A 19,744-nucleotide genomic window follows, 5' to 3' on the forward strand; every position below is an offset into this window, starting at 1 on the left:
TTATCGGTTTGGATTGGTTGCATCCTTCACATCATTTTTTACATTACGATACATATGTTTAACATTTTGTTTTGTATCGTATAATACATTTTTAGTGGCATTTGGAACATTATTTGTAATGTTATTTAAATTATTTCTAATTGTTCCATCGAATGTTACATATACTTTTTTACCACTAGTGTATGGTGATAAAGCGTCTTTAATTTTTGATCTAAATGCGCTTTCATCAACATTTTTATTTACCAAATCTACTGCAACAAGAACCTGATCACCAACAGCAACCGTGCTTGCTTTGGATACATTTGACATTTGTTCTACTCGTTTAGAAATTTGGTCAGCAAACTTTCGTTCACCCGCATTCATATTAGTGTTTGTACTAATATTTGTATATGGTACAAGAGGAGCTGTATTTAGATCGTTATTATAGCGAACTTGATCCATGTTGTAGTTTCTATTCATATTGTTGACATTTCTTCCATACGTTCCGTCATGGATAACGCCATCATTAGAATACTCACTACTTAAACCTTCATTTATACGATCATTTCCGTAGTGATTATTTTTCTTTGTGAAATAATCTTGGTTATTAGGATAGTTTACGTTTTCATAACGATAATTAACAGCATAAGGGTTTGTCGGTCTATTGAAGTTTACTTTTTCATAACCAACATTTCTTTTATGGTCATTCATGGCATTATTGTTTGTTCCACAAGCAGATAATGTTAAAGCTGTTAGCACCGTACCTGTAGCAACGATAAGACCTTTTTTATTCAATATAAAACCCTCCCTTTATTTACACCCAATTGTAATACCAAAGTTGTATTACAAAGTTAGGTTGACCTTTTTAGGTGGATTTTAAATTGTTAATAGATGGTTTGAAACTCATTTTAAGTAAAAAAGTAGCCTTTATAGGCTATTACATGTTAACTCAATTTCTACTCCAATTAATTCCTGTATGAAATAGTTAAAATAAAAAAAAGACGATTAGAAAATAATCGCCTTTTTAAATAAAATTCTTTATTGTTCGTCTTCCTCAAAATATGGCACTCCGTATGAAGACTGATTTTGTGCATAAGGAGTAAATAATTGCGAATTTGGATCAAAATAAGGTTCTGATGCATCACGATACATTGGTGTCGGTCCAGTCGCATACGGTGAAACAACTGGTCCGCCTTGGAACTTTGGATAGTCCATAGCTGGCAATGTTTGTGGGAAGTTTTCATTTGGTCCCATATATGCCGGTAATGTTTGTGGGAAGTTTGCGTTTGGTCCCATGTATGCTGGCATTGTTGCTGGGAAGTTTGCGTTTGGTCCCATGTATGCTGGCATTGTTGCTGGGAAGTTTTCATTTGGTCCCATATATGCCGGCATTGTTGCTGGGAAGTTTGCGTTTGGCCCCATATACGCTGGCATTGTCGCTGGGAAGTTTGCGTTTGGTCCCATATAAGCTGGCATTGTTGCTGGGAAGTTTTCATTTGGTCCCATATATGCTGGCATTGTTGCTGGGAAGTTTTCATTTGGTCCCATATATGCCGGCATTGTTGCTGGGAAATTTTCATTTGGTCCCATATATGCTGGTAATGTTTGTGGGAAATTTCCGTTCGGTCCCATGTATGCCGGTAATGTTTGAGCTAAATTCGGATTCGGTCCCATATATGCTGGTAGCGTTTGGCCTGTATTTGGATTCGGTCCCATATACGATGGCATTGTTTGCCCAGTATTTCCTGGCATTGGTGCTGGTAAAGGTGTTGGAACAGGTGCAGGTAATGGCATTGGCATCGCAGTTGGCGGAACTGGTGCTACTGGCACTCCTCCAGTCGCTCCTGTTACTTCTCCTCCTGGCAACATCGGCATAGCTCCAAAACTCGGTAATGTTGGTAATGCCCCTCCCTCACCTCGTGGATAATATGGGAAGCCAGCGTTTGGTCCCATATAGGCCGGTAATGTTTGAGGGAAGTTTGCGTTTGGTCCCATATATGCTGGCATTGTTTGTGGGAAGTTTGCGTTTGGTCCCATATAGGCCGGCATTGTTTGTGGGAAGTTTTCATTTGGTCCCATATATGCTGGTAATGTTTGTGGGAAATTTCCGTTCGGTCCCATGTATGCTGGTAAAGTTTGGGCTGCGTTTGGATTTGGTCCTGCATATGCTGGTAAAGTTTGGGCTGCGTTTGGGTTTGGTCCTACATATGCTGGTAGCGTTTGAGCTGCGTTTGGATTTGGCCCCATATATGCTGGTAATGTTTGCGGTACATTCGGTCCTGAGTATGCTGGTAGTGTTTGTGGTGCATTTGGTCCCATATAAGCTGGTAAAGTTTGTGCTGCATTATTTGGCCCCATATATGCTGGTAATGTTTGTGCTTTGTTAGTAGCTACTGGTGATACTTGCGCATTTGGTTTTCCTGTTGATACTGGCGATACTTGCATATTCGGTTTTCCCGTTGCCACTGGTGACACTTGCATATTTGGTTTTCCTGTTGCTGCAGGTGAAACTTGCATATTTGGTTTCCCTGTTGATACTGGTGATACTTGCATATTTGGCTTTCCTGTTGATACTGGTGATACTTGCATATTTGGTTTTCCTGTTGATACCGGTGATACTTGCATATTCGGTTTTCCTGTTGCTACTGGTAAGACTTGCTCTTTCGGTTTTCCAGTTGATACTGGTGATACTTGCACATTTGGTTTTCCTGTTGCTACTGGTGATACTTGCACATTTGGTTTTCCTGTTGCTACTGGTGATACTTGTTGATTTGGTTTTCCTGTTGCTACTGGCGATACTTGTTGATTTGGTTTACCTGTTTCCGCTGGTGATACTTGCGGATTTGGTGTTGACGGAGAAACCAATGATCCTGGGAAGTAGTTCTTTTTCTCTGACATGCTTTGTCCTCCCTTGGTGTTCACATTTGATTTATTTTCATTTATCGGATTTTTAACTGCCACTGGCGAAACAACTTGCGGTATGTTCGCATTTGGTTTTCCAGTTTGAACAGGAGATACTTGTTGATTCGCATTATTTGTCGCAGGTGATACAGTCGGTTTCGCAGGTGGAATAGGTACCTGAATTACAGGTTTTACTGTCGGTGTAACCTCTACATTAATATTCAAATTATTATCAACTGGCTTTGTATTCGGCATGACAGCAGGTTGTGTCTGAGCTACAGGTTGAACATTTCCTTCTTCTACCTCCAAAGCAACACTTGGCTTAGGTTGCTGTACCTCCTTTTTAGAACCTAATGGGGCTGGCTTTTCTCCCCTTTCTGGCACTTTTATTTTCATGCCAGGATAGATCATATCTGGATTACTTAGTTGGGCATTTAATTTAACGATCTCTTCGTAGTCGATGTTATATTTTTGAGCAATGCTCTTAAGGGTATCGCCCTTTATTACTATGTGAATTCTCACCTTTTCCCCTCCTGACCAATTGCCTCTACGTTGGATTGTACATTAGTACCTCACAACAATGTATGTCTGAATATTTGTATTTATGATAGAAGGTATTTTAATTTATGACGAGTAAGCTTGTATAAGTATTTACTTTATTCTTGTTTTTTCTATAAAAAAATCATTTAGCTCATATTGTACTAAATGATTTTATTTTTTTGCTATTTAATTTTTAAGCAAGCTCAAGCATTTTATCTAATGCCTTAATTGCATCTTTTGCAGTTTGTTTATCAACTGTAATAATATTTTGGATATTACCTTTTTCGATATTTTCTAAAGACCACAATAAATGTGGTAAATCGATACGATTCATCGTTAAACAAGGACACATAAATGGATTTAATGAAATAATCTCCTTATCAGGATGATTTTTAATAATTCTTTGAACCAGATTCATCTCAGTTCCAATTGCCCATTTACTTCCTGCAGGTGCAGCTTCAATTTGGTCAATAATATATTTCGTAGATCCATTGTCATCACTTGCTGCTACAACTTCTCTTGAACATTCTGGATGCACAATAATTCTCATATCTGGATGATTTTTTCGTACATTCTCAATATTTTTCACTGTAAAATTTTCATGAACCGAGCAGTGACCTTTCCAAAGTATTACTTTAATGTTATTTAGATCGCCCTCATATTCTAAAGTATCCGTTATTGGATTCCAAATTGCCATATGCTCTAATGGTACACCTAATTCAAATGCTGTGTTTCTACCTAAATGTTGATCAGGTAGGAATAAAATACGTTCTTTTTGTGTAAAAGCCCATGAAACAACCTTTTTAGCATTAGATGAAGTTACGGTTGCTCCATCATTTCTACCGACAAACGCTTTAATAGCAGCAGTTGAATTAACATATGTTAACGGTAAAATCGTGTCTCCAAAAAGCTTTTGTAACTCTACCCATGCACGATCAGTTTGATGGTGATCTGCCATATCTGCCATTGAACAGCCTGCTCTCATATCAGGTAAAATAACGATCTGTTCGTCTTCCGTTAAAATATCTGCGGTCTCTGCCATAAAATGAACTCCACAGAATACAATATACTTCGCCTTTTTATTATTAGCAGCAACTTGAGCAAGTTGTAGAGAATCTCCAGTCGAATCTGAAAAAACGACAACTTCTTCCTTTTGATAATGATGACCTGGAATGAAAAGAGCATCACCTAATCTCTCTTTTATATCTTTTACTCTTTTTTCCATTTCTTCAGTTGATAATGTATAATACTCATCAGGAATTTGATATCCTTCATTTTTTTGTATCATATCTAAAACGTTCATTTTCCCCACTCCAATCCCTCTTTATTACAAGTAGAAGCTTATATCTAATGCTTTTGCCGAATGTGTTAAACAGCCTAAAGAAATAACATTTACACCACAGTTTTGAAAACTTGCTAAATTATCTAAAGTAATTCCACCAGAAGCTTCAGTTACAATCGTTTCTGGAACAAGCTTAACGAATTCTTTTATTTCATCTGGCGTACGATTATCAAACATAATGACATCGGCACCCGCTTCAATAGCTTGAAGAACTTGATCTTTGTTTTCAGTCTCGACTTCAATTTTGACCATATGACCTAATTTATTTCGTAATGAATCAACAGCATTTTTAATTGAACCTGCGTAAGCAATATGATTATCTTTCAGCATCACTGCATCATATAAACCGAAACGATGGTTCGCTCCTCCACCACAAGTAACTGCATACTTATCAAACAAACGTAAACCTGGCATCGTTTTTCTTGTATCGACAAGTTTGATTTTTTCGTCGTTTAATGTTTCAACTGCTTTTGAAGTAAGCGTTGCAATCCCACTCATTCGTTGTAAAAGATTAAGCATAACTCTTTCACCTGATAATAACACTTGAACTGGTCCTTCTACTTCTGCAATTAGCTGCCCTGCCTGAACAGATTCACCATCTTTAACGTGCAGTGTTACTTTTATATCATCATGAAGTAATTTATACGTTATTTCGATTAATTCCGTACCCGCAATTACTCCATCTGCCTTAGCAAGTACTTTTCCAGTTGTTCTTTCATGCATTGGAAAAATATGAATTGAGGATAGATCCCCTTCCCCAATATCCTCTAGTAAAAATTGCTCAATCATTTTTTTAGCTTTTAATGTATTCATGAATTTCTCTCCTCAAATATTAGCTGGTTGATCTATATATTCTATAAAATGTGAGCCGATGCTTTCTTTTCTTCTTATAGCAGCTTCTGCAATTAGTTTTCCAGTCATTAACATATTGTATCTTTCTAGTTCCTCTTTGTTCATCGGGCGTGAATCAACTGTTTTAGACTCTAAGAAATAAGAAAAATATGTGATTGCTTTATTTAGATCTTCTTCATTTCTTACAATACCGATATATTTCATCATTATTTCTTTAATTTCATCTTTTTTAGGTAAGATTCTAAATCTTGGTATCATGTATTTTGGTGGGTTCTCATTTATTTTAGATAAAGGAAGGTCAGCTATAAATTTCGCAACCTTTTTACCAAACACAATCCCTTCTAATAAAGAATTACTAGCAAGTCGGTTTGCACCATGTACACCTGTACAAGCAACCTCTCCTACTGCATACAATCCTGGAATAGTCGTTTCTCCATTTGCAGATGTCTTTACCCCACCCATGTGGAAATGTGCACCTGGAACAACAGGAATCAATCCTTTTTGTAAATCAATTCCATTATTAATAAGATTGGCAGTAATTGTTGGGAAACGTTTTTCAAATCCATCAATCATTTCGATCGATACATAGATTTCTTCCCCGTTTTGCATTTCATTAAAAATCGCCCTACTAACAACATCTCTTGGTGCTAAATCTTCAAATGGATGAATTCCTTTCATAATGCGACGACCAGTTTTCGTTACTAAAAAAGCTCCTTCACCTCTAACAGCTTCTGATACTAGACCCTTACATGCCCCATTAATATAAAGCATGGTAGGATGAAATTGAATAAATTCCAAATCAGCCATCTCACAACCTGCTCGATATGCCATAGCAATTCCATCTCCGGTTATGGCCTTATTATTAGAACTAAATTGATACATTGCCCCAATACCGCCAGTCGCCAGAAGTGTTGTGTTTGCAAAACAGGATTCTAATTCCCCATTTTCATTAAGTATATAAACACCTTTACATTTTCCATCTTGTATGATTAAATCAATTACCATTTCATTTTCAATAATCGTTATTTTCTCTTTTATCCGTGCAAAAACAGTTTCAACTAAATGCTTTCCAGTGGCATCTCCGCCAGAATGTAATATTCTATTTTTCCGATGCGCTCCTTCTCTACCAAGATGAAACTGACCTAATTCATCTTTATCAAATTCCATGCCAATAGAAACAAGATCCTTCATAGATGTTGTTCCGTTCTTTACTAGTTCTTCTACTGCTTCTATATTATTTACATTACAACCCGCTTCGAGCGTATCTTGTTTATGAAGTTCCCAAGAATCATCATCAGACATTACAGCTGCAATTCCACCTTGTGCAAGCATCGAATTGCTGTCCCAAATTTTTTTCTTTGTGAATAGAATCACATTTTTAGACTGACAAATTTCCTCAGCAGCCATTAATGCAGCAATCCCACTGCCAATAATGACAACGTCTGCAGTTCGCATAGTTGCCCCCTCCATTTACAGTTCATCTATTTAAATTTTATCTTATAGATAAAAAAGCTGTCTTGACACCTATATTTACATATATTTAAACTAATGACAAGAAATTTTTTTTTAATGAGTAAAAAAGGAGACTTTAATTTGATTTATTTAGACTATGCTGCTACAACTCCAATGAGTGAAGAAGCCATTGAGACATTTGTCACTGCCTCTAAAAATTACTTTGGAAATGAGCGAAGTTTACATGATATTGGCTCAAAGGCATCACTGTTACTTGAAGCATGCCGCAAGCAATTAGCAGGATTTATAAATGCTAGCCCCGCTTCAATTTACTTTACAAGTGGAGGAACTGAATCAAATTTAATTGCTATTCAAACCCTCTTAAAGAGTACAAAAAAAGTCGGAAAACACATATTAACCACAACATTAGAGCATTCTTCAATTAGCAATTATTTAAAAGTACTGGAAGAACAAGGTTATGAAGTTTCTTATTTACCAGTTACAAATAGCGGGATTATATCCTTAGAAGTAATTGAAAATGCAATTCGCGAAGATACTGTATTGGGCATTTTTCAACATGTCAATTCTGAAATTGGAGCTATTCAACCGATTAACGAGATTGCAAATTTATTTAATTCATCAAATATTTTACTTCATTGCGATTGTGTACAATCATTTGGAAAAATAGCAATAGATGTCTCAAAATATGAAATTTCTAGTCTTAGTATTTCAGGTCATAAATTATATGGACCAAAAGGGATCGGAGCCCTTTATTTAAATCCTAAATTAACTTGTCAACCAATCTATCCCGGTACATCTCATGAAAGTGGGATTCGTCCCGGTACTGTTAATGTCCCAGCAATTGCATCATTCGTAACAGCAACTGGTCATATCATAAAAAATCAAGACGAAGAGCAAAAGAGATGTCACTATTTAAAAAATGTTTTAAAATCACAATTACAAGATGTTCAACATCTTGTAAAATTTGAAGGTTCTGATGGAGAGTGTATTCCAAATATAATTGGAATGAGGATCATTGGACTTGAAGGCCAGTTTGTCATGCTTGAATGCAATCGACATCAATTTGCCATTTCAACAGGAAGTGCCTGTGCAATTGGCATGCAGAAACCTTCAGAAACGATGTTAGCAATCGGAAGAGACCCTCATGAAGCAAAACAATTCTTCAGAGTTTCAGTCGGGAAACAAACAACAAAAGAAGACTTAGTCAAATTTTCATCTGTGTTAAAATTAATCATTAATCAAAACTTTTAATCGAGGAAATTAAAATGAATAAAAAACTTTTAGGGGAAGAAAGAAGAAAGAAAGTATTACAATGGTTAAAGGAGTCTGAGTCGCCCTTATCAGGCAATTCCTTAGCTAAAAGAGCAAATGTTAGTCGACAAGTTGTTGTAGGTGATATTACACTTTTAAAAGCGAAAAATGAGCCAATACTAGCAACTGCACAAGGTTATATTTATATACATCCTAATAAGGAAACGAACAAAATTAGAAAAGTAATTATTTGTCACCATACAGCTGAAGACACGCAAAAAGAACTAGAAATATTAGTCGATCACGGTGTTACAGTTAAAGATGTAATGGTTGAACATCCTGTCTATGGATATATCACAGCCCAATTACAAATTGCGAACCGTTATGATATAAGCTTATTTCTTCAAAAAATGGGAGAAACTAGCTCCGTCCCACTTTCTAATTTAACAAATGGAACACATCTTCATACGATCGAGGCAGATAGTGAACAGCAACTTAATAGTGCGATCTTACAATTAAAAAATGAAGGTTTTTTGGTAGACATACCTTAAGTGAAGGTTTAAGTGGTTTGAATTGGTAGATTTCTTTGATTAAACAATAAAGGGGCTGTCTCATGTGTCAGAGTAAGGGACATATGGGCATCCTTTTTTTATTGTAGATCTGGGGTATCACATTCAGGCTTTTATTGTATTTTTGTTTTTGGTCTTGTTGATGATCATTTCAGCAAGCTTTAAACACTTTTTTAGTCGAAATAGAAAAATCTGTGTGAATTTGATCCTTTTCCTTTTAATGGGTCTTATTTTTGTTCAATTTTAAGTCAAAATACCTTTACTAGTATGGGTAAAACTTTATCTTATTTGCGATTTGTGGGAATTTATTTGTAGTTTTGCTAAGTTTATTTGTGATTCTTGAATTTTAATTGCGATTGTGTCAATTTTATTTGCGATTCTCGAAATTTATTTGCATTTCACTATTCGATTGCGAGAGAGACTTCTTAATTGCGATCTTACAAGTCATATTTACAGCATTTTATTTATGAATAAATAAGAAAGAGGGTGTTCCACTTGGACACCCTCTTTTTATAAAGGAATTATTAATCGATAAATTCGAATTCGTATTCAGAAATTTTAACGATATCTCCGTTTTTCGCGCCACGTTGACGTAGTGCTTCATCAATCCCCATTCCACGCATTTGACGTGCAAATCGACGAATTGACTCTTCGCGTTCAAAGTTAGTCATTTTGAATAGTTTTTCAAGCTCTTCACCTTTAATGACGAACGTTCCATCACTTTCACGAGTAATCTCAAAAGTAGGTTCTTCTTTTTGATATTTATAAAGAACTCGTAATGGTTTGTCTTCCTCTTCGTCATGAAGTGGGAATTCTGGAGTTGTTTCAACTAAATCTGCAACTGTAAATAGTAAATCACGTAAACCTTGACGTGTTACCGCAGAAATTGGGAAAATTTGAACTTCATCTCCAACTTGCTCTTTAAATTTAATTAAGTTTTCTTCAGCTTCTGGAATATCCATTTTATTTGCAACGACTACTTGAGGTCGTTCAGTTAAACGTAAATTATATTCTTTTAGCTCTTGATTAATTGTTAAGTAATCATCATATGGGTCTCTGCCTTCAAGACCTGACATATCTATTACATGAACAATTACACGTGTTCTTTCAATATGACGTAGGAATTGATGCCCAAGTCCAACACCTTGATGTGCTCCTTCAATTAACCCTGGTAAATCGGCCATTACAAAACTACGATTATCTTCAGTTTCTACAACACCTAAATTAGGAACAATTGTTGTAAAATGATATTCAGCGATTTTTGGTCTAGCAGAACTTACAACAGAAAGTAATGTTGATTTACCAACACTTGGGAAACCAACTAATCCAACATCAGCTAAAACTTTAAGTTCTAGTTTAATGTTTCTTTCCTTACCTGGCTCACCATTTTCAGCTATTTCTGGAGCTGGATTTGCAGGCGTTGCAAATCGACTATTTCCACGGCCTCCACGGCCTCCTCGTGCAATAATAGCTGTTTGACCATCCATTGTAAGGTCAGCTATTAATTCACCTGAATCAGCATCTGTTACGATCGTCCCAGGTGGTACTTTTACAATCATATCTTCTGCATTTTTACCATGTTGATTTTTAGACATACCATGTTGACCACGATCAGCTTTAAAATGACGTTTATAACGGAAATCCATTAATGTTCTTAAGCCTTCATCCACTTTAAATACAACATTAGCTCCCCTACCACCGTCTCCACCAGCAGGGCCACCTTTTGGAACATATTTTTCACGACGGAAGGCTACCATACCGTTTCCACCGTCTCCACCTTTTACATATATCTTGACTTGATCAATAAACATACATCCACCACTCTTTTATTTTTCCATTTTAAATTCGATACTGCACTCTTCTGTCTCACAAAAATATGACATCATTCTGATTTTTGAGCTGTCATTTGATGATGAAACAATCCACTTCAACATATCTTCTTTCTTTGTTAGTTTACCTCTGAAGTCAAAAAAGAAACTAACTGTTTTATCATTTATTTCAATTGTTAAACTAACAAAATTTTCCTCATAAATATGTACCCAAGATTCTAGTTTTTCTAAAAAATTTTGAATCCATACTGTCATCACTTCGTCTAAATTTTTAAGCGAACATGGTTCTCCTAAAATTTCATAATCTAGCACAATTGTACGAGGCTTCCAGTTATAGGTAATGATAAATTCTGCAAACTCTGGAATTTGTAACGAACAGATTTTAGCTTCATTCAAAGAATCAGCAACAATTTTCGTAATCGTTTCTTCTAGCTGGTCAGATTGACCTGTGGCCATGTATCCTTTTATTAATTGAATTCGATTTAACCAATCATGACGTGAATGTCTTAATACCTCTAGAACGTCCCATTTTTCCTGCATTGTATTCTCCTATAGGTTTACATTTTTCGTATTTATGAAGGTAATATAAAAGTTTGACCCGGCATTTTGATTGATCATTTTGAAAGTCTCAAACTAGTGTGTAGCTTGTAAAATGCCGAGTCTTTGGAGCATATTGTTTGAGAGGTTGCTATAACAACATTTTTTATAGCAATTTATTATATATAAAAATGTCTTAAGTACAGAAAAACTCTAACCTAAAAGGTTAGAGTTTCTAAGTTAGTTTCTTAAGCTTCTTGAGCTACAGGGTATACACTTACTTGTTTGCGGTCACGGCCTAAACGTTCGAATTTAACTACGCCATCAACCTTCGCAAATAATGTGTCATCTCCACCACGACCAACGTTTACACCTGGATAAATCTTAGTGCCGCGTTGACGGTAAAGAATTGAACCACCAGTTACGAATTGTCCATCAGCACGTTTAGCGCCAAGACGTTTTGACATTGAGTCACGACCGTTTTTTGTAGAACCTACTCCCTTTTTAGAAGCAAATAACTGAAGATTTAATTTTAACATGGTTACACCTCCTGTTTTACTCGTTTATAGTGACATAGTCACCGTAACTTGCAGCGATAGTTTGTAAAGATACGATCATCGCTTCAAGGATAAGTTGCGCTTTTTGCATATTATCTTCATTTAAATCAATCGGTAATTGATACTTCAAGAAACCTTTCTTTTCATCAATTACTGTATTTAATTCGGAATCTATACGACAAATTGCTTCCAAAGCATTTACAGTTCCTACTGAAACTGCTGATATACCGGCACAAACAATGTCAGTCCCAGCATCAGAAAAAAATGCATGTCCACTTATTTTAAAGGAACCTATACGTCCATCTTTTAAACGTTCAATTGTTATTTTAGTCATTACTTAAAATTAAGCGTTGATTTTTTCGATAACAACTTTAGTGTAAGGTTGACGATGACCTTGCTTACGACGGTAGTTCTTTTTAGATTTGTATTTGAATACAAGAATCTTTTTAGCTTTACCGTTCTTTTCAACTTTTGCAGTTACAGTAGCTCCTTCAACAGTTGGGCTACCAACTTTGATGTTTTCGCCACCTACGAATAAAACTTTGTCGAATGTTACAGTTTCACCTGCGTTAGTATCAAGTTTCTCGATGTAGATTGCTTGACCTTCTTCAACTTTGATTTGTTTACCACCAGTTTCAATAATTGCGTACATAATTGCACCTCCTCAATAGTCTAAGACTCGCCACAAATAGGCATGCTAAAAAAGCAATTTAATACCTATTATGTGCGGTTGTAGCACGGGTGCGCTACAAACAATAACATTATGATGTTACCACGGGGCATGTCGAATGTCAACAACTACTTCAGTTAATGACTGTTTCTAAATAGCTTGTTATTTCCTTTGTCGTACCAGTTCTAACGATATTATAAAATGGTGTTTTTGAAGCTATAATTTTCAAACAAATTTTTATAAACATTGCTTTTTCTAGTCTTTGTACATGATTATTCTGATCTCCATTTAATGCTTTTGCGACATCTTCACTACATTCAACAAGTAAAGCCTCAATATCACGACTTGTTGAGAGCTCCCAAAGCGTCCTTTCAAGCTCGAAAACTGTCTGAACTGTGTTTTTTACAAGCCCACTACCATTACACTCTGGGCATTTTTGATGTGTTGCTTCGATATGTGAATGAGCTGTTCTTTTACGTGTAAGTTCAAATAAACCAAGGTCAGAAAATCCAAATAGCTTTGTATATGCTCGATCATTTTTAAAGGCTTCCTTTAATTGATCACCTATACTTTTTTGCTGTTCAACGGACTTCATATTTATAAAATCAATAATAATCATTCCACCAATATCACGAAGTCTTAATTGACGAACAATCTCAATTGCAGCTAATTGATTAGTATGATACACAGTTTCTTCACGATTATTTTTCCCGCTAAATTTACCTGTATTTACATCAATCACTGTCATCGCTTCAGTTTGCTCGATCAGTAGAAATGAACCATTTTTTAACCATACAATTTGTTTAAAAGATTTTTCTATTTGTTCTTCAATTTTAAATGCCACAAAAATATTTTCATTTCCTCTGTAACTAATGATTTGAAGATCTTCAGGCAAATAATTTTTATAAGAAGCTAAATCATCAATAATTAATTCACTAATTGTATCTTTAGGATGTAATTTAAAAAACTTAGTAAACAAGGAATTCGCTTCCCATACACAAGTGATTTTTTTAAAGCTTTGATTTTTTAATGAATCATAAAATGTTTGAAAGCCTTTTAACTCATTTAAAATCACATCTGATTCAGCATTTTCACATGAAGATCTGAAAATTAGCCCCTCATTATCACTTGTGTGATCTCGGCCAAATGCGTATAATTTATTTCGTTTCGATTCTTTTTTTATTTTATTTGAAACAGCAACTTGTTTTGTAAGAGGGAAGTATACAACGTAATCACCAGAGAACTCTAGATTATTTGTAAGCTTAGGACCTTTCTCATCAAACGCATCCTTTATGACTTGAACCAAAATATATTGTCCTTTTTGGAACTTTTTTCTTATTAATTCGTCTTTATTGATTTCTGATTCTTTACCCTCAATTGTATCTTCGAATCTCATAAAGCCATTTTTATTTAAACCTATATTTACAAAAATTGCATTTAATTTAGGCATTACTTCTTGGATTTGTCCTACATATATATTTCCTACATATGTATTTTGGTCTGCAGAAGAAAACCATTCAACTAGCTGTTCATTTTCAGTTACAGCAATTCTTTTCTCAGAATGTTTTACATTCATAATAACTTTCTTCAAATTCATCTTCCTAACTATGTATAGTATCTATCACATTTTATTCATTTAAATAGAAAAAAGCTAGTTAATATAATCTAATTAGTTAGTCTACTCACATGAATATTAGAAATTGAATATTAGATTAAGATTTCTGTTACATTCTTCTTTAAAGAAACCTTATTTTACCCTTTCTTTTACTTAATCCTGATATAGATAGGAGCGATTATATGGATATAATTCTATCAATTCTTATTCCAACCGTCCCCGAAAGAATGGGGTATTTAAATAAAATTATTAATGAATTAGATAAACAAAGTAAAACATATCCAGTTGAAATATTAGTACTTTTGGAAAATAAAAAAAGAAGCATTGGTGAAAAAAGAAATGTTCTAATTGAGCAAGCAAAAGGAGATTATGTAGTTTTTATAGATGACGATGATCGGATAGAACCGAATTATATCGAAACACTCTGCTCAGCAATCAATGAAACGCCAAATGTTGACTGTATTGTATTTGACGTTTTAGTAAATTTTAATAACCAATATTCTAAAGTTTGTAAATATGGGAAAGAGTTTGCACATGGGGAAGATGAAAATTATTATTATCGAAAACCAAATCATTTAATGTGCTATTCAAAAAAGATTGCCTCTGCACATAAATTTCTTAATATCAGTTTTGGAGAAGATGATGAATGGGGCAGACGAGTTTCAAACGATATAATAATTCAAAAAAGGATACCTTCAATATTGTATTACTATGACTATATTCCAAAAGATTCTTCGTGGTATGTTTGAATAAAAACAACAAAAAATGGCCTCACTAGAGACCATCTTTTTGTTTGCAAACTTAATATTAAACTCTATTCTGAGCTGAAATTGTACTGGCTTCAACACTATAAAGCTGGCTTCATATCAAGCTATCTCAGTTTATAAAAATGTATAAAATAATGAAATCTAACTAATTAATTCTTCAAGCGAGTAGGTTGCTTTCTTCTCAGTAAAGTAAGCATGTAATAATTCATTTTCATCTAACATTTGTTGATTTTTTTTATCAAGAGAGAAGACAACATTGTATTTATAGCCTTTTTGAAAGTTAGAAAAAACTTGAAATAATTTTGTTTCTTTATTCAAGGAGATCGATTTGATTTTTTGGATATATTGTTCGTTTCCATAAAACCGTTCCATTAAAAAACGTATAACAACAAAATGCCTATTTTTCCACTCACCCCATAAGGAAACGATTAAAAATAAAAGACAAACCCAAATTGTAATATTCATAGGCTGAATTATGATTGTAAGTAATGAGGATAACAATAAAAATACAAAAGATGAGTACAAGCTATATATATGAGCTCTAACGAACGGAAAGATCAATGAAAATAACTGATAGATTAATTTTCCTCCGTCTAATGGCCATATTGGTAATAAATTAAAACAAAGAATACTAAGATTATAATTGATAAAAAGTGTATAGAGGTTTTCAGGCATTAAATTCATTTGAAATAGGAAGTTAGCGATTATATATAAAGTTAAATGTTGAATGGGGCCAGAAATTGTAACAATAAACTCCTCGTAAGTTGGTCGATTCCCATGTTCATCAAGATCTACTACTCCCCCAAACGGAAGTAGCGTAATTTTATTTATTCTCCAATTAAATGAAGTAGCAGCAATGGCGTGACCTAATTCGTGGCAGAAAATAATAATTGATACAAACAATACTGACCAAAAATTAGCTGTCATAATGCCAATACATGCAATTAATAAATACAGTGGATGAACAGAAATTTTGGAAGGAAGAATTAGCCATTTATTCAAATGGAATCACCTGTTTCGGATCTATAAATTTTTCCCCCATTTTAATTGCGAAATAATAAGTTCCTAGATTCCCTTCATCATTGGATGATACCGTTCCGATAACCTTTTTACTATCTACTTCGTCATAAACTTTTACATTAGTTGTTCCTAATTTTCCGTACCAAGATTCAGAACCATCTGCGTGTTGAATAATGACCGTATTCCCTAAATTATCTTTCTTTCCTACAAAAAGTACTCGACCTTTTTTGATTGACTCTACTTTTTGGTTAGCTTCAGTTTGAATCAATATACCTTGACCGTCCGTTTTAAAACTTTGCAGTACTTTACCACTTGCAGGAACAGCATAATTATCATTTCCTACATTCTCTTTGTGATCATTTAATTGTGGTAAAAAAGCGATAGGACTCCCAAACCGATCTTCATACCATTTCTGTAAGGAAGCAAACTGAAATTCACTTTCATAAACTTGTGAAAGACCATGCCGAACTTGAGATGCCATAGGTGAGTTACTTTTTAAGATGATGGCTAAAGCTAGTACAATAATCGCACATAATAAACTTCTAAACATAAAGTTAGAGTTATTCATTATTTTCTTACCTTGCTCTTCTACCAAGTCATCATAAGTATAAGTGTATCCACCCTCAGTATTTTGCACTTCTTTTACCGGAAATTTGCTCATCAATTGATTCGGATTTCCCCATTTTTCTTCTTGTTCACGACGTTTAGCGATCCGCTTTCTTATATCATCTACGCGCTTACTCAAAGTGTCACCTCTCCTCGCAACCTAGTTATTTAATTTATATGAATCGATAGGACAACTTATGAGTAGATAATTTGAAAAGTGGACCAAGGTATTAGACAGGATTTTGGAAGTGATTAAAGAGGAAATTTGAGAAATAAAAAAGAAAAACACTTCGCTTTTTACGAAGTGTTATCGGATGCCAAATAATTTTTTCACTTTAAAGAAAATACTCTTTTCAGTCTCTAATGATTGTAATGGTACAGATTCCCCTAGCACTCTTCTTGCAATATTTCTATATGCGATAGAAGCTTTTGAATTTGGATTCATCGCTACAGGTTCACCACTATTAGTTGCCTTAATAACGTTTTCATCATCTTGGACAATACCAATTAAATCTACAGCTAACATTGAAGTAATTTCATCAACATCTAAGCTATCTCTATTTTCCATCATATGACTTCTAATACGATTGATTACTAGTTTAGGAGGTTCAATATCCTCTTGATCTAATAATCCAATAATACGATCTGCATCACGAATTGAAGAAACTTCAGGAGTTGTGACAACGATCGCTTTATCTGCACCTGCTACTGCATTTTTATATCCTTGTTCAATACCAGCAGGGCAGTCTATTAATATATAATCATAGTCTTTTTTTAATTCATCAACAAGCTCTCTCATTTGTTCAGGAGAAACAGCAGTTTTATCGCTTGTTTGTGCAGCAGGTAATAAATATAAACATTCAAAACGCTTATCCTTTATTAATGCCTGATGCGTTTTACAGCGCCCTTCAACAACGTCCACTAAATCATAGACGATGCGATTTTCTAATCCCATGACAACGTCTAAGTTACGTAGGCCGATATCAGTGTCAATTAAGCACACTTTTTTTCCAAACATCGCTAATGCTGTTCCTAAATTTGCTGATGTAGTTGTTTTACCAACTCCACCTTTACCAGATGTAATTACTATAGCCTCTCCCACAGTTACATCATGCCCCTTTCTAACCTTGTCAAACTAGGTCTAAGATGAGTCAGAAATTGTATGCGATCGACAATGATTTGGCTGTCTTCGTTTATATACGCGCATTCCATCTCATTGCCTTCATCACCATAATGATCCGGTGCTCTGTTCATTATGCTGCAAATTCTCAACTGCATTGGTCTCATTATTGATGCCGCAATAACTGCCTCCTTATTACCATTAAAACCGGCATGAGCAGTACCTCTTAGTGCACCCATAATAAAGATATTTCCACCCGCAATAACAGTTCCACCTGGGTTAACATCACCGATTAACAGTAAATCACCTTTCACTTGGAGAATCTGACCGGATCTTACCATTCTACAAATAGGTACAATTTCCTCCCTTTTCATCCATTCAATAGCATCTTGTTTCGAAATCACATTACTTTCGATTGTTTCAACCACAAGATTATTCTTTTTACGAACAATTGAACGAATAATTTCATCTTGTTCGGGAGATAAAAAACGATTTCCTATTTTTAAACGAACTGCAAGTAAGGGACGATCATTGCTCTCAAACAAGTGGGTAGACAGTCTTTCTTCAATTTCATCTACTAAAATTTGAAAAGAACATGTATCATCGAGGTGCAGTGTTAGACCATCTTTCGTTCCTTTTATTGTAACATATTGTTGCCTCTGTTCCATGATAAGTGTTCACCCCGATTGTATAATTCGACATGCACCCGAAAAATCCTTTATTTTTCCTCATTATTTTCACTAATTGTTCTTAATAATGATGAAAAAGGATATGCAAAAATTAATATAAATAGTGCATTCAGTAATAATGTCGGCAATAATCGATGATTCAAAAAGTATAGATTATTCATATTAGTAAATCCGAACAACGCATTTAATCCGTATACTAAATATTCTAAGGCTACAGTCCATATTAAAACAAGAATACTTCGAACGAATAAATTCGCATAAAGTATTTTAATTGCTTGACTTATTAAAAAGATAAATAACGGAAAAGCAGCTAAATATATACCTATAATCTCTGTATAAACAATATCATAAATGAATCCAAAGATAACACCATAAAAAAGTGCCTTCTTCGGATCGTAATATAATGTAATAAATAATAAACCAAAAAATAAAAAATGTGGAACAATAATCGCATTATGACCAAGAATGTTTGGCGATACAGTTGATACATAAATGTTTTCTAATATAAACAGAAATGTTAAAAGGAGAGGTAAACCATACTTACTCATTTACTAATTACTCTCCTTTCTGTGGCTGATCAATTGAACGCTTTACAGCTAGCACATGATTTATGTCATTAAAATCTGCTTGCGGTTTAATATAAGCTGTTTGTGTTAGCCCATGTTCATCAGGCACAACTTCCTCAACTTTACCTATTGGAAGATTAGCTGGGAAAACACCACCAAGACCTGAAGTCACAACAATTTGTCCTTTTTTTACTTTTGCATTTGAAGGAATTCGTTTGAATAATAAAGCTTGTTTCTCAACATCATAACCTTCTATCAAACCAAAAACCGTATCTTTTTGCTGAATTTTAGCAGAAATTCGATTTGTGCGATCTGAAGAACTTAATAATTGTACAGTGGATGAAAATTTAGAAACATTTTTAACTTTACCAATTAAGCCTTTAGAAGTGATAACTGCCATTTCTTTTTCAATACCACTTATCGATCCTTTATCAATGGTAATAATTTGTTGCCATTTATCCGGATCTCTTATCGTTACTGTAGCTTGAAATGTATCATAATCACTTAAGCTTTTTTTAATTCCAATCATGTCTTTTAATTCTTTATTTTCTTTTTCTAATGCTTTCTCACGTACAGATAATTCAACATATTTATCGAGCTTACTTTTCAAAACTTGATTTTCATCATATGTATCTTTTAAGTCCGCAATATTATTAAATAAACCCGCAATAAGTTGTGCGGGCTTATTAAATACTTTTTCAGTCAGACTTACTGTATCTTTAATAAACTGCTCAGGAATTGAAAGGTTTCTATTACTTCTTAAAGAATAACCTAGAAGTGCCACTAGTAAGATAATAGCAGCTAAGACAATCATTAAACGTTTATTTTGAAAAAATTGTGGCATTCTTACACCCTCTTATA

The 19,744-nt window shown here is 34.4% G+C and carries 20 protein-coding genes and 1 other annotated feature; of the genes, 3 read left to right on the forward strand and 17 right to left on the reverse strand.

Annotated elements, in window-relative coordinates:
* The 5 genes from BED47_RS20435 to nadB all read right to left on the reverse strand — a co-directional run bounded on the left by BED47_RS20435 (position 1) and on the right by nadB (position 7,069).
* Entirely contained in the window at positions 1-774 is a 774-nt protein-coding gene (locus tag BED47_RS20435; RefSeq protein ID WP_069035170.1) for a YhcN/YlaJ family sporulation lipoprotein, read from the reverse strand.
* Positions 775-1,017: 243 nt separating this feature from the next.
* Positions 1,018-3,402, reverse strand: coding sequence for a LysM peptidoglycan-binding domain-containing protein (locus BED47_RS24460; RefSeq protein ID WP_069035171.1), 2,385 nt, complete (start codon positions 3,400-3,402; stop codon positions 1,018-1,020).
* Positions 3,403-3,613: 211 nt separating this feature from the next.
* On the reverse strand, positions 3,614-4,723 hold the full coding sequence (gene nadA / locus BED47_RS20445) for a quinolinate synthase NadA (protein WP_025569222.1): 1,110 nt from the start codon (positions 4,721-4,723) through the stop codon (positions 3,614-3,616).
* Positions 4,724-4,747: 24 nt separating this feature from the next.
* Positions 4,748-5,575 (reverse strand): carboxylating nicotinate-nucleotide diphosphorylase, encoded by an 828-nt coding sequence (gene nadC, locus BED47_RS20450; RefSeq protein ID WP_025569223.1) that lies wholly within the window; start codon positions 5,573-5,575, stop codon positions 4,748-4,750.
* Between the two features lie 12 nt (positions 5,576-5,587).
* Entirely contained in the window at positions 5,588-7,069 is a 1,482-nt protein-coding gene (gene nadB, locus BED47_RS20455) for an L-aspartate oxidase (protein ID WP_069035172.1), read from the reverse strand.
* A 114-nt stretch (positions 7,070-7,183) separates the two neighbouring features.
* Here nadB and BED47_RS20460 point away from each other — a divergent pair, with 114 nt between their 5' ends.
* Positions 7,184-8,338: an IscS subfamily cysteine desulfurase gene (locus BED47_RS20460; protein WP_439097799.1), complete on the forward strand. Its 1,155-nt coding sequence runs from the start codon at positions 7,184-7,186 to the stop codon at positions 8,336-8,338.
* Between the two features lie 8 nt (positions 8,339-8,346).
* The gene (locus BED47_RS20465) at positions 8,347-8,889 is read left to right on the forward strand and encodes a transcription repressor NadR (protein ID WP_069035174.1); all 543 of its coding nucleotides are present in this window, start codon (positions 8,347-8,349) and stop codon (positions 8,887-8,889) included.
* Between the two features lie 542 nt (positions 8,890-9,431).
* On the opposite strand, the gene obgE is transcribed toward BED47_RS20465, so the two are convergent.
* The 6 genes from obgE to BED47_RS20495 all read right to left on the reverse strand — a co-directional run bounded on the left by obgE (position 9,432) and on the right by BED47_RS20495 (position 14,091).
* The gene (obgE, locus tag BED47_RS20470; RefSeq protein WP_069035175.1) at positions 9,432-10,718 is read right to left on the reverse strand and encodes a GTPase ObgE; all 1,287 of its coding nucleotides are present in this window, start codon (positions 10,716-10,718) and stop codon (positions 9,432-9,434) included.
* Positions 10,719-10,733: 15 nt separating this feature from the next.
* Entirely contained in the window at positions 10,734-11,276 is a 543-nt protein-coding gene (locus BED47_RS20475; RefSeq protein WP_069035176.1) for a Spo0B C-terminal domain-containing protein, read from the reverse strand.
* Positions 11,277-11,521: 245 nt separating this feature from the next.
* A complete protein-coding gene (gene rpmA, locus BED47_RS20480; RefSeq protein ID WP_025672162.1) occupies positions 11,522-11,812 on the reverse strand; it encodes a 50S ribosomal protein L27 in 291 nt (96 codons plus the stop codon).
* Between the two features lie 16 nt (positions 11,813-11,828).
* Entirely contained in the window at positions 11,829-12,164 is a 336-nt protein-coding gene (locus BED47_RS20485) for a ribosomal-processing cysteine protease Prp (RefSeq protein WP_056472574.1), read from the reverse strand.
* A gap of 9 nt (positions 12,165-12,173) precedes the next feature.
* Positions 12,174-12,482, reverse strand: a complete 309-nt coding sequence (gene rplU / locus BED47_RS20490; RefSeq protein WP_025672164.1) for a 50S ribosomal protein L21 — start codon at positions 12,480-12,482, stop codon at positions 12,174-12,176.
* 13 nt (positions 12,483-12,495) lie between these two features.
* Positions 12,496-12,572, reverse strand: a sequence feature (ribosomal protein L21 leader region).
* Between the two features lie 61 nt (positions 12,573-12,633).
* Complete coding sequence (locus BED47_RS20495; protein WP_069035177.1) at positions 12,634-14,091, reverse strand: Rne/Rng family ribonuclease; 1,458 nt, start codon at positions 14,089-14,091, stop codon at positions 12,634-12,636.
* Between the two features lie 206 nt (positions 14,092-14,297).
* Here BED47_RS20495 and BED47_RS20500 point away from each other — a divergent pair, with 206 nt between their 5' ends.
* Complete coding sequence (locus BED47_RS20500; RefSeq protein WP_069035178.1) at positions 14,298-14,864, forward strand: glycosyltransferase family A protein; 567 nt, start codon at positions 14,298-14,300, stop codon at positions 14,862-14,864.
* Between the two features lie 159 nt (positions 14,865-15,023).
* Here the strand turns inward: BED47_RS20500 and BED47_RS20505 are convergent, their stop codons facing one another.
* The 6 genes from BED47_RS20505 to mreC form a co-directional block, all read right to left on the reverse strand.
* Positions 15,024-15,884, reverse strand: coding sequence for a site-2 protease family protein (locus BED47_RS20505; RefSeq protein ID WP_069035179.1), 861 nt, complete (start codon positions 15,882-15,884; stop codon positions 15,024-15,026).
* Positions 15,877-16,647 carry a M23 family metallopeptidase gene (locus BED47_RS20510; RefSeq protein ID WP_069035180.1) on the reverse strand — a complete coding sequence of 257 codons (771 nt, stop codon included), beginning with the start codon at positions 16,645-16,647 and terminating at the stop codon, positions 15,877-15,879. Before BED47_RS20510 ends, BED47_RS20505 begins: the two co-directional genes overlap by 8 nt.
* Positions 16,648-16,815: 168 nt before the next feature.
* Positions 16,816-17,610, reverse strand: a complete 795-nt coding sequence (gene minD / locus BED47_RS20515; RefSeq protein WP_056472557.1) for a septum site-determining protein MinD — start codon at positions 17,608-17,610, stop codon at positions 16,816-16,818.
* A 2-nt stretch (positions 17,611-17,612) separates the two neighbouring features.
* Complete coding sequence (gene minC / locus BED47_RS20520) at positions 17,613-18,299, reverse strand: septum site-determining protein MinC (protein ID WP_056472554.1); 687 nt, start codon at positions 18,297-18,299, stop codon at positions 17,613-17,615.
* Positions 18,300-18,346: 47 nt separating this feature from the next.
* Complete coding sequence (gene mreD / locus BED47_RS20525) at positions 18,347-18,865, reverse strand: rod shape-determining protein MreD (protein WP_069035181.1); 519 nt, start codon at positions 18,863-18,865, stop codon at positions 18,347-18,349.
* A gap of 7 nt (positions 18,866-18,872) precedes the next feature.
* Positions 18,873-19,727 (reverse strand): rod shape-determining protein MreC, encoded by an 855-nt coding sequence (gene mreC, locus BED47_RS20530; RefSeq protein ID WP_069035182.1) that lies wholly within the window; start codon positions 19,725-19,727, stop codon positions 18,873-18,875.
* Positions 19,728-19,744 lie beyond the last annotated feature (17 nt).

This window comes from Gottfriedia luciferensis (assembly GCF_001712755.1).
Taxonomy (GTDB): Bacteria; Bacillota; Bacilli; order Bacillales; family Bacillaceae_G; genus Gottfriedia; species Gottfriedia luciferensis_B.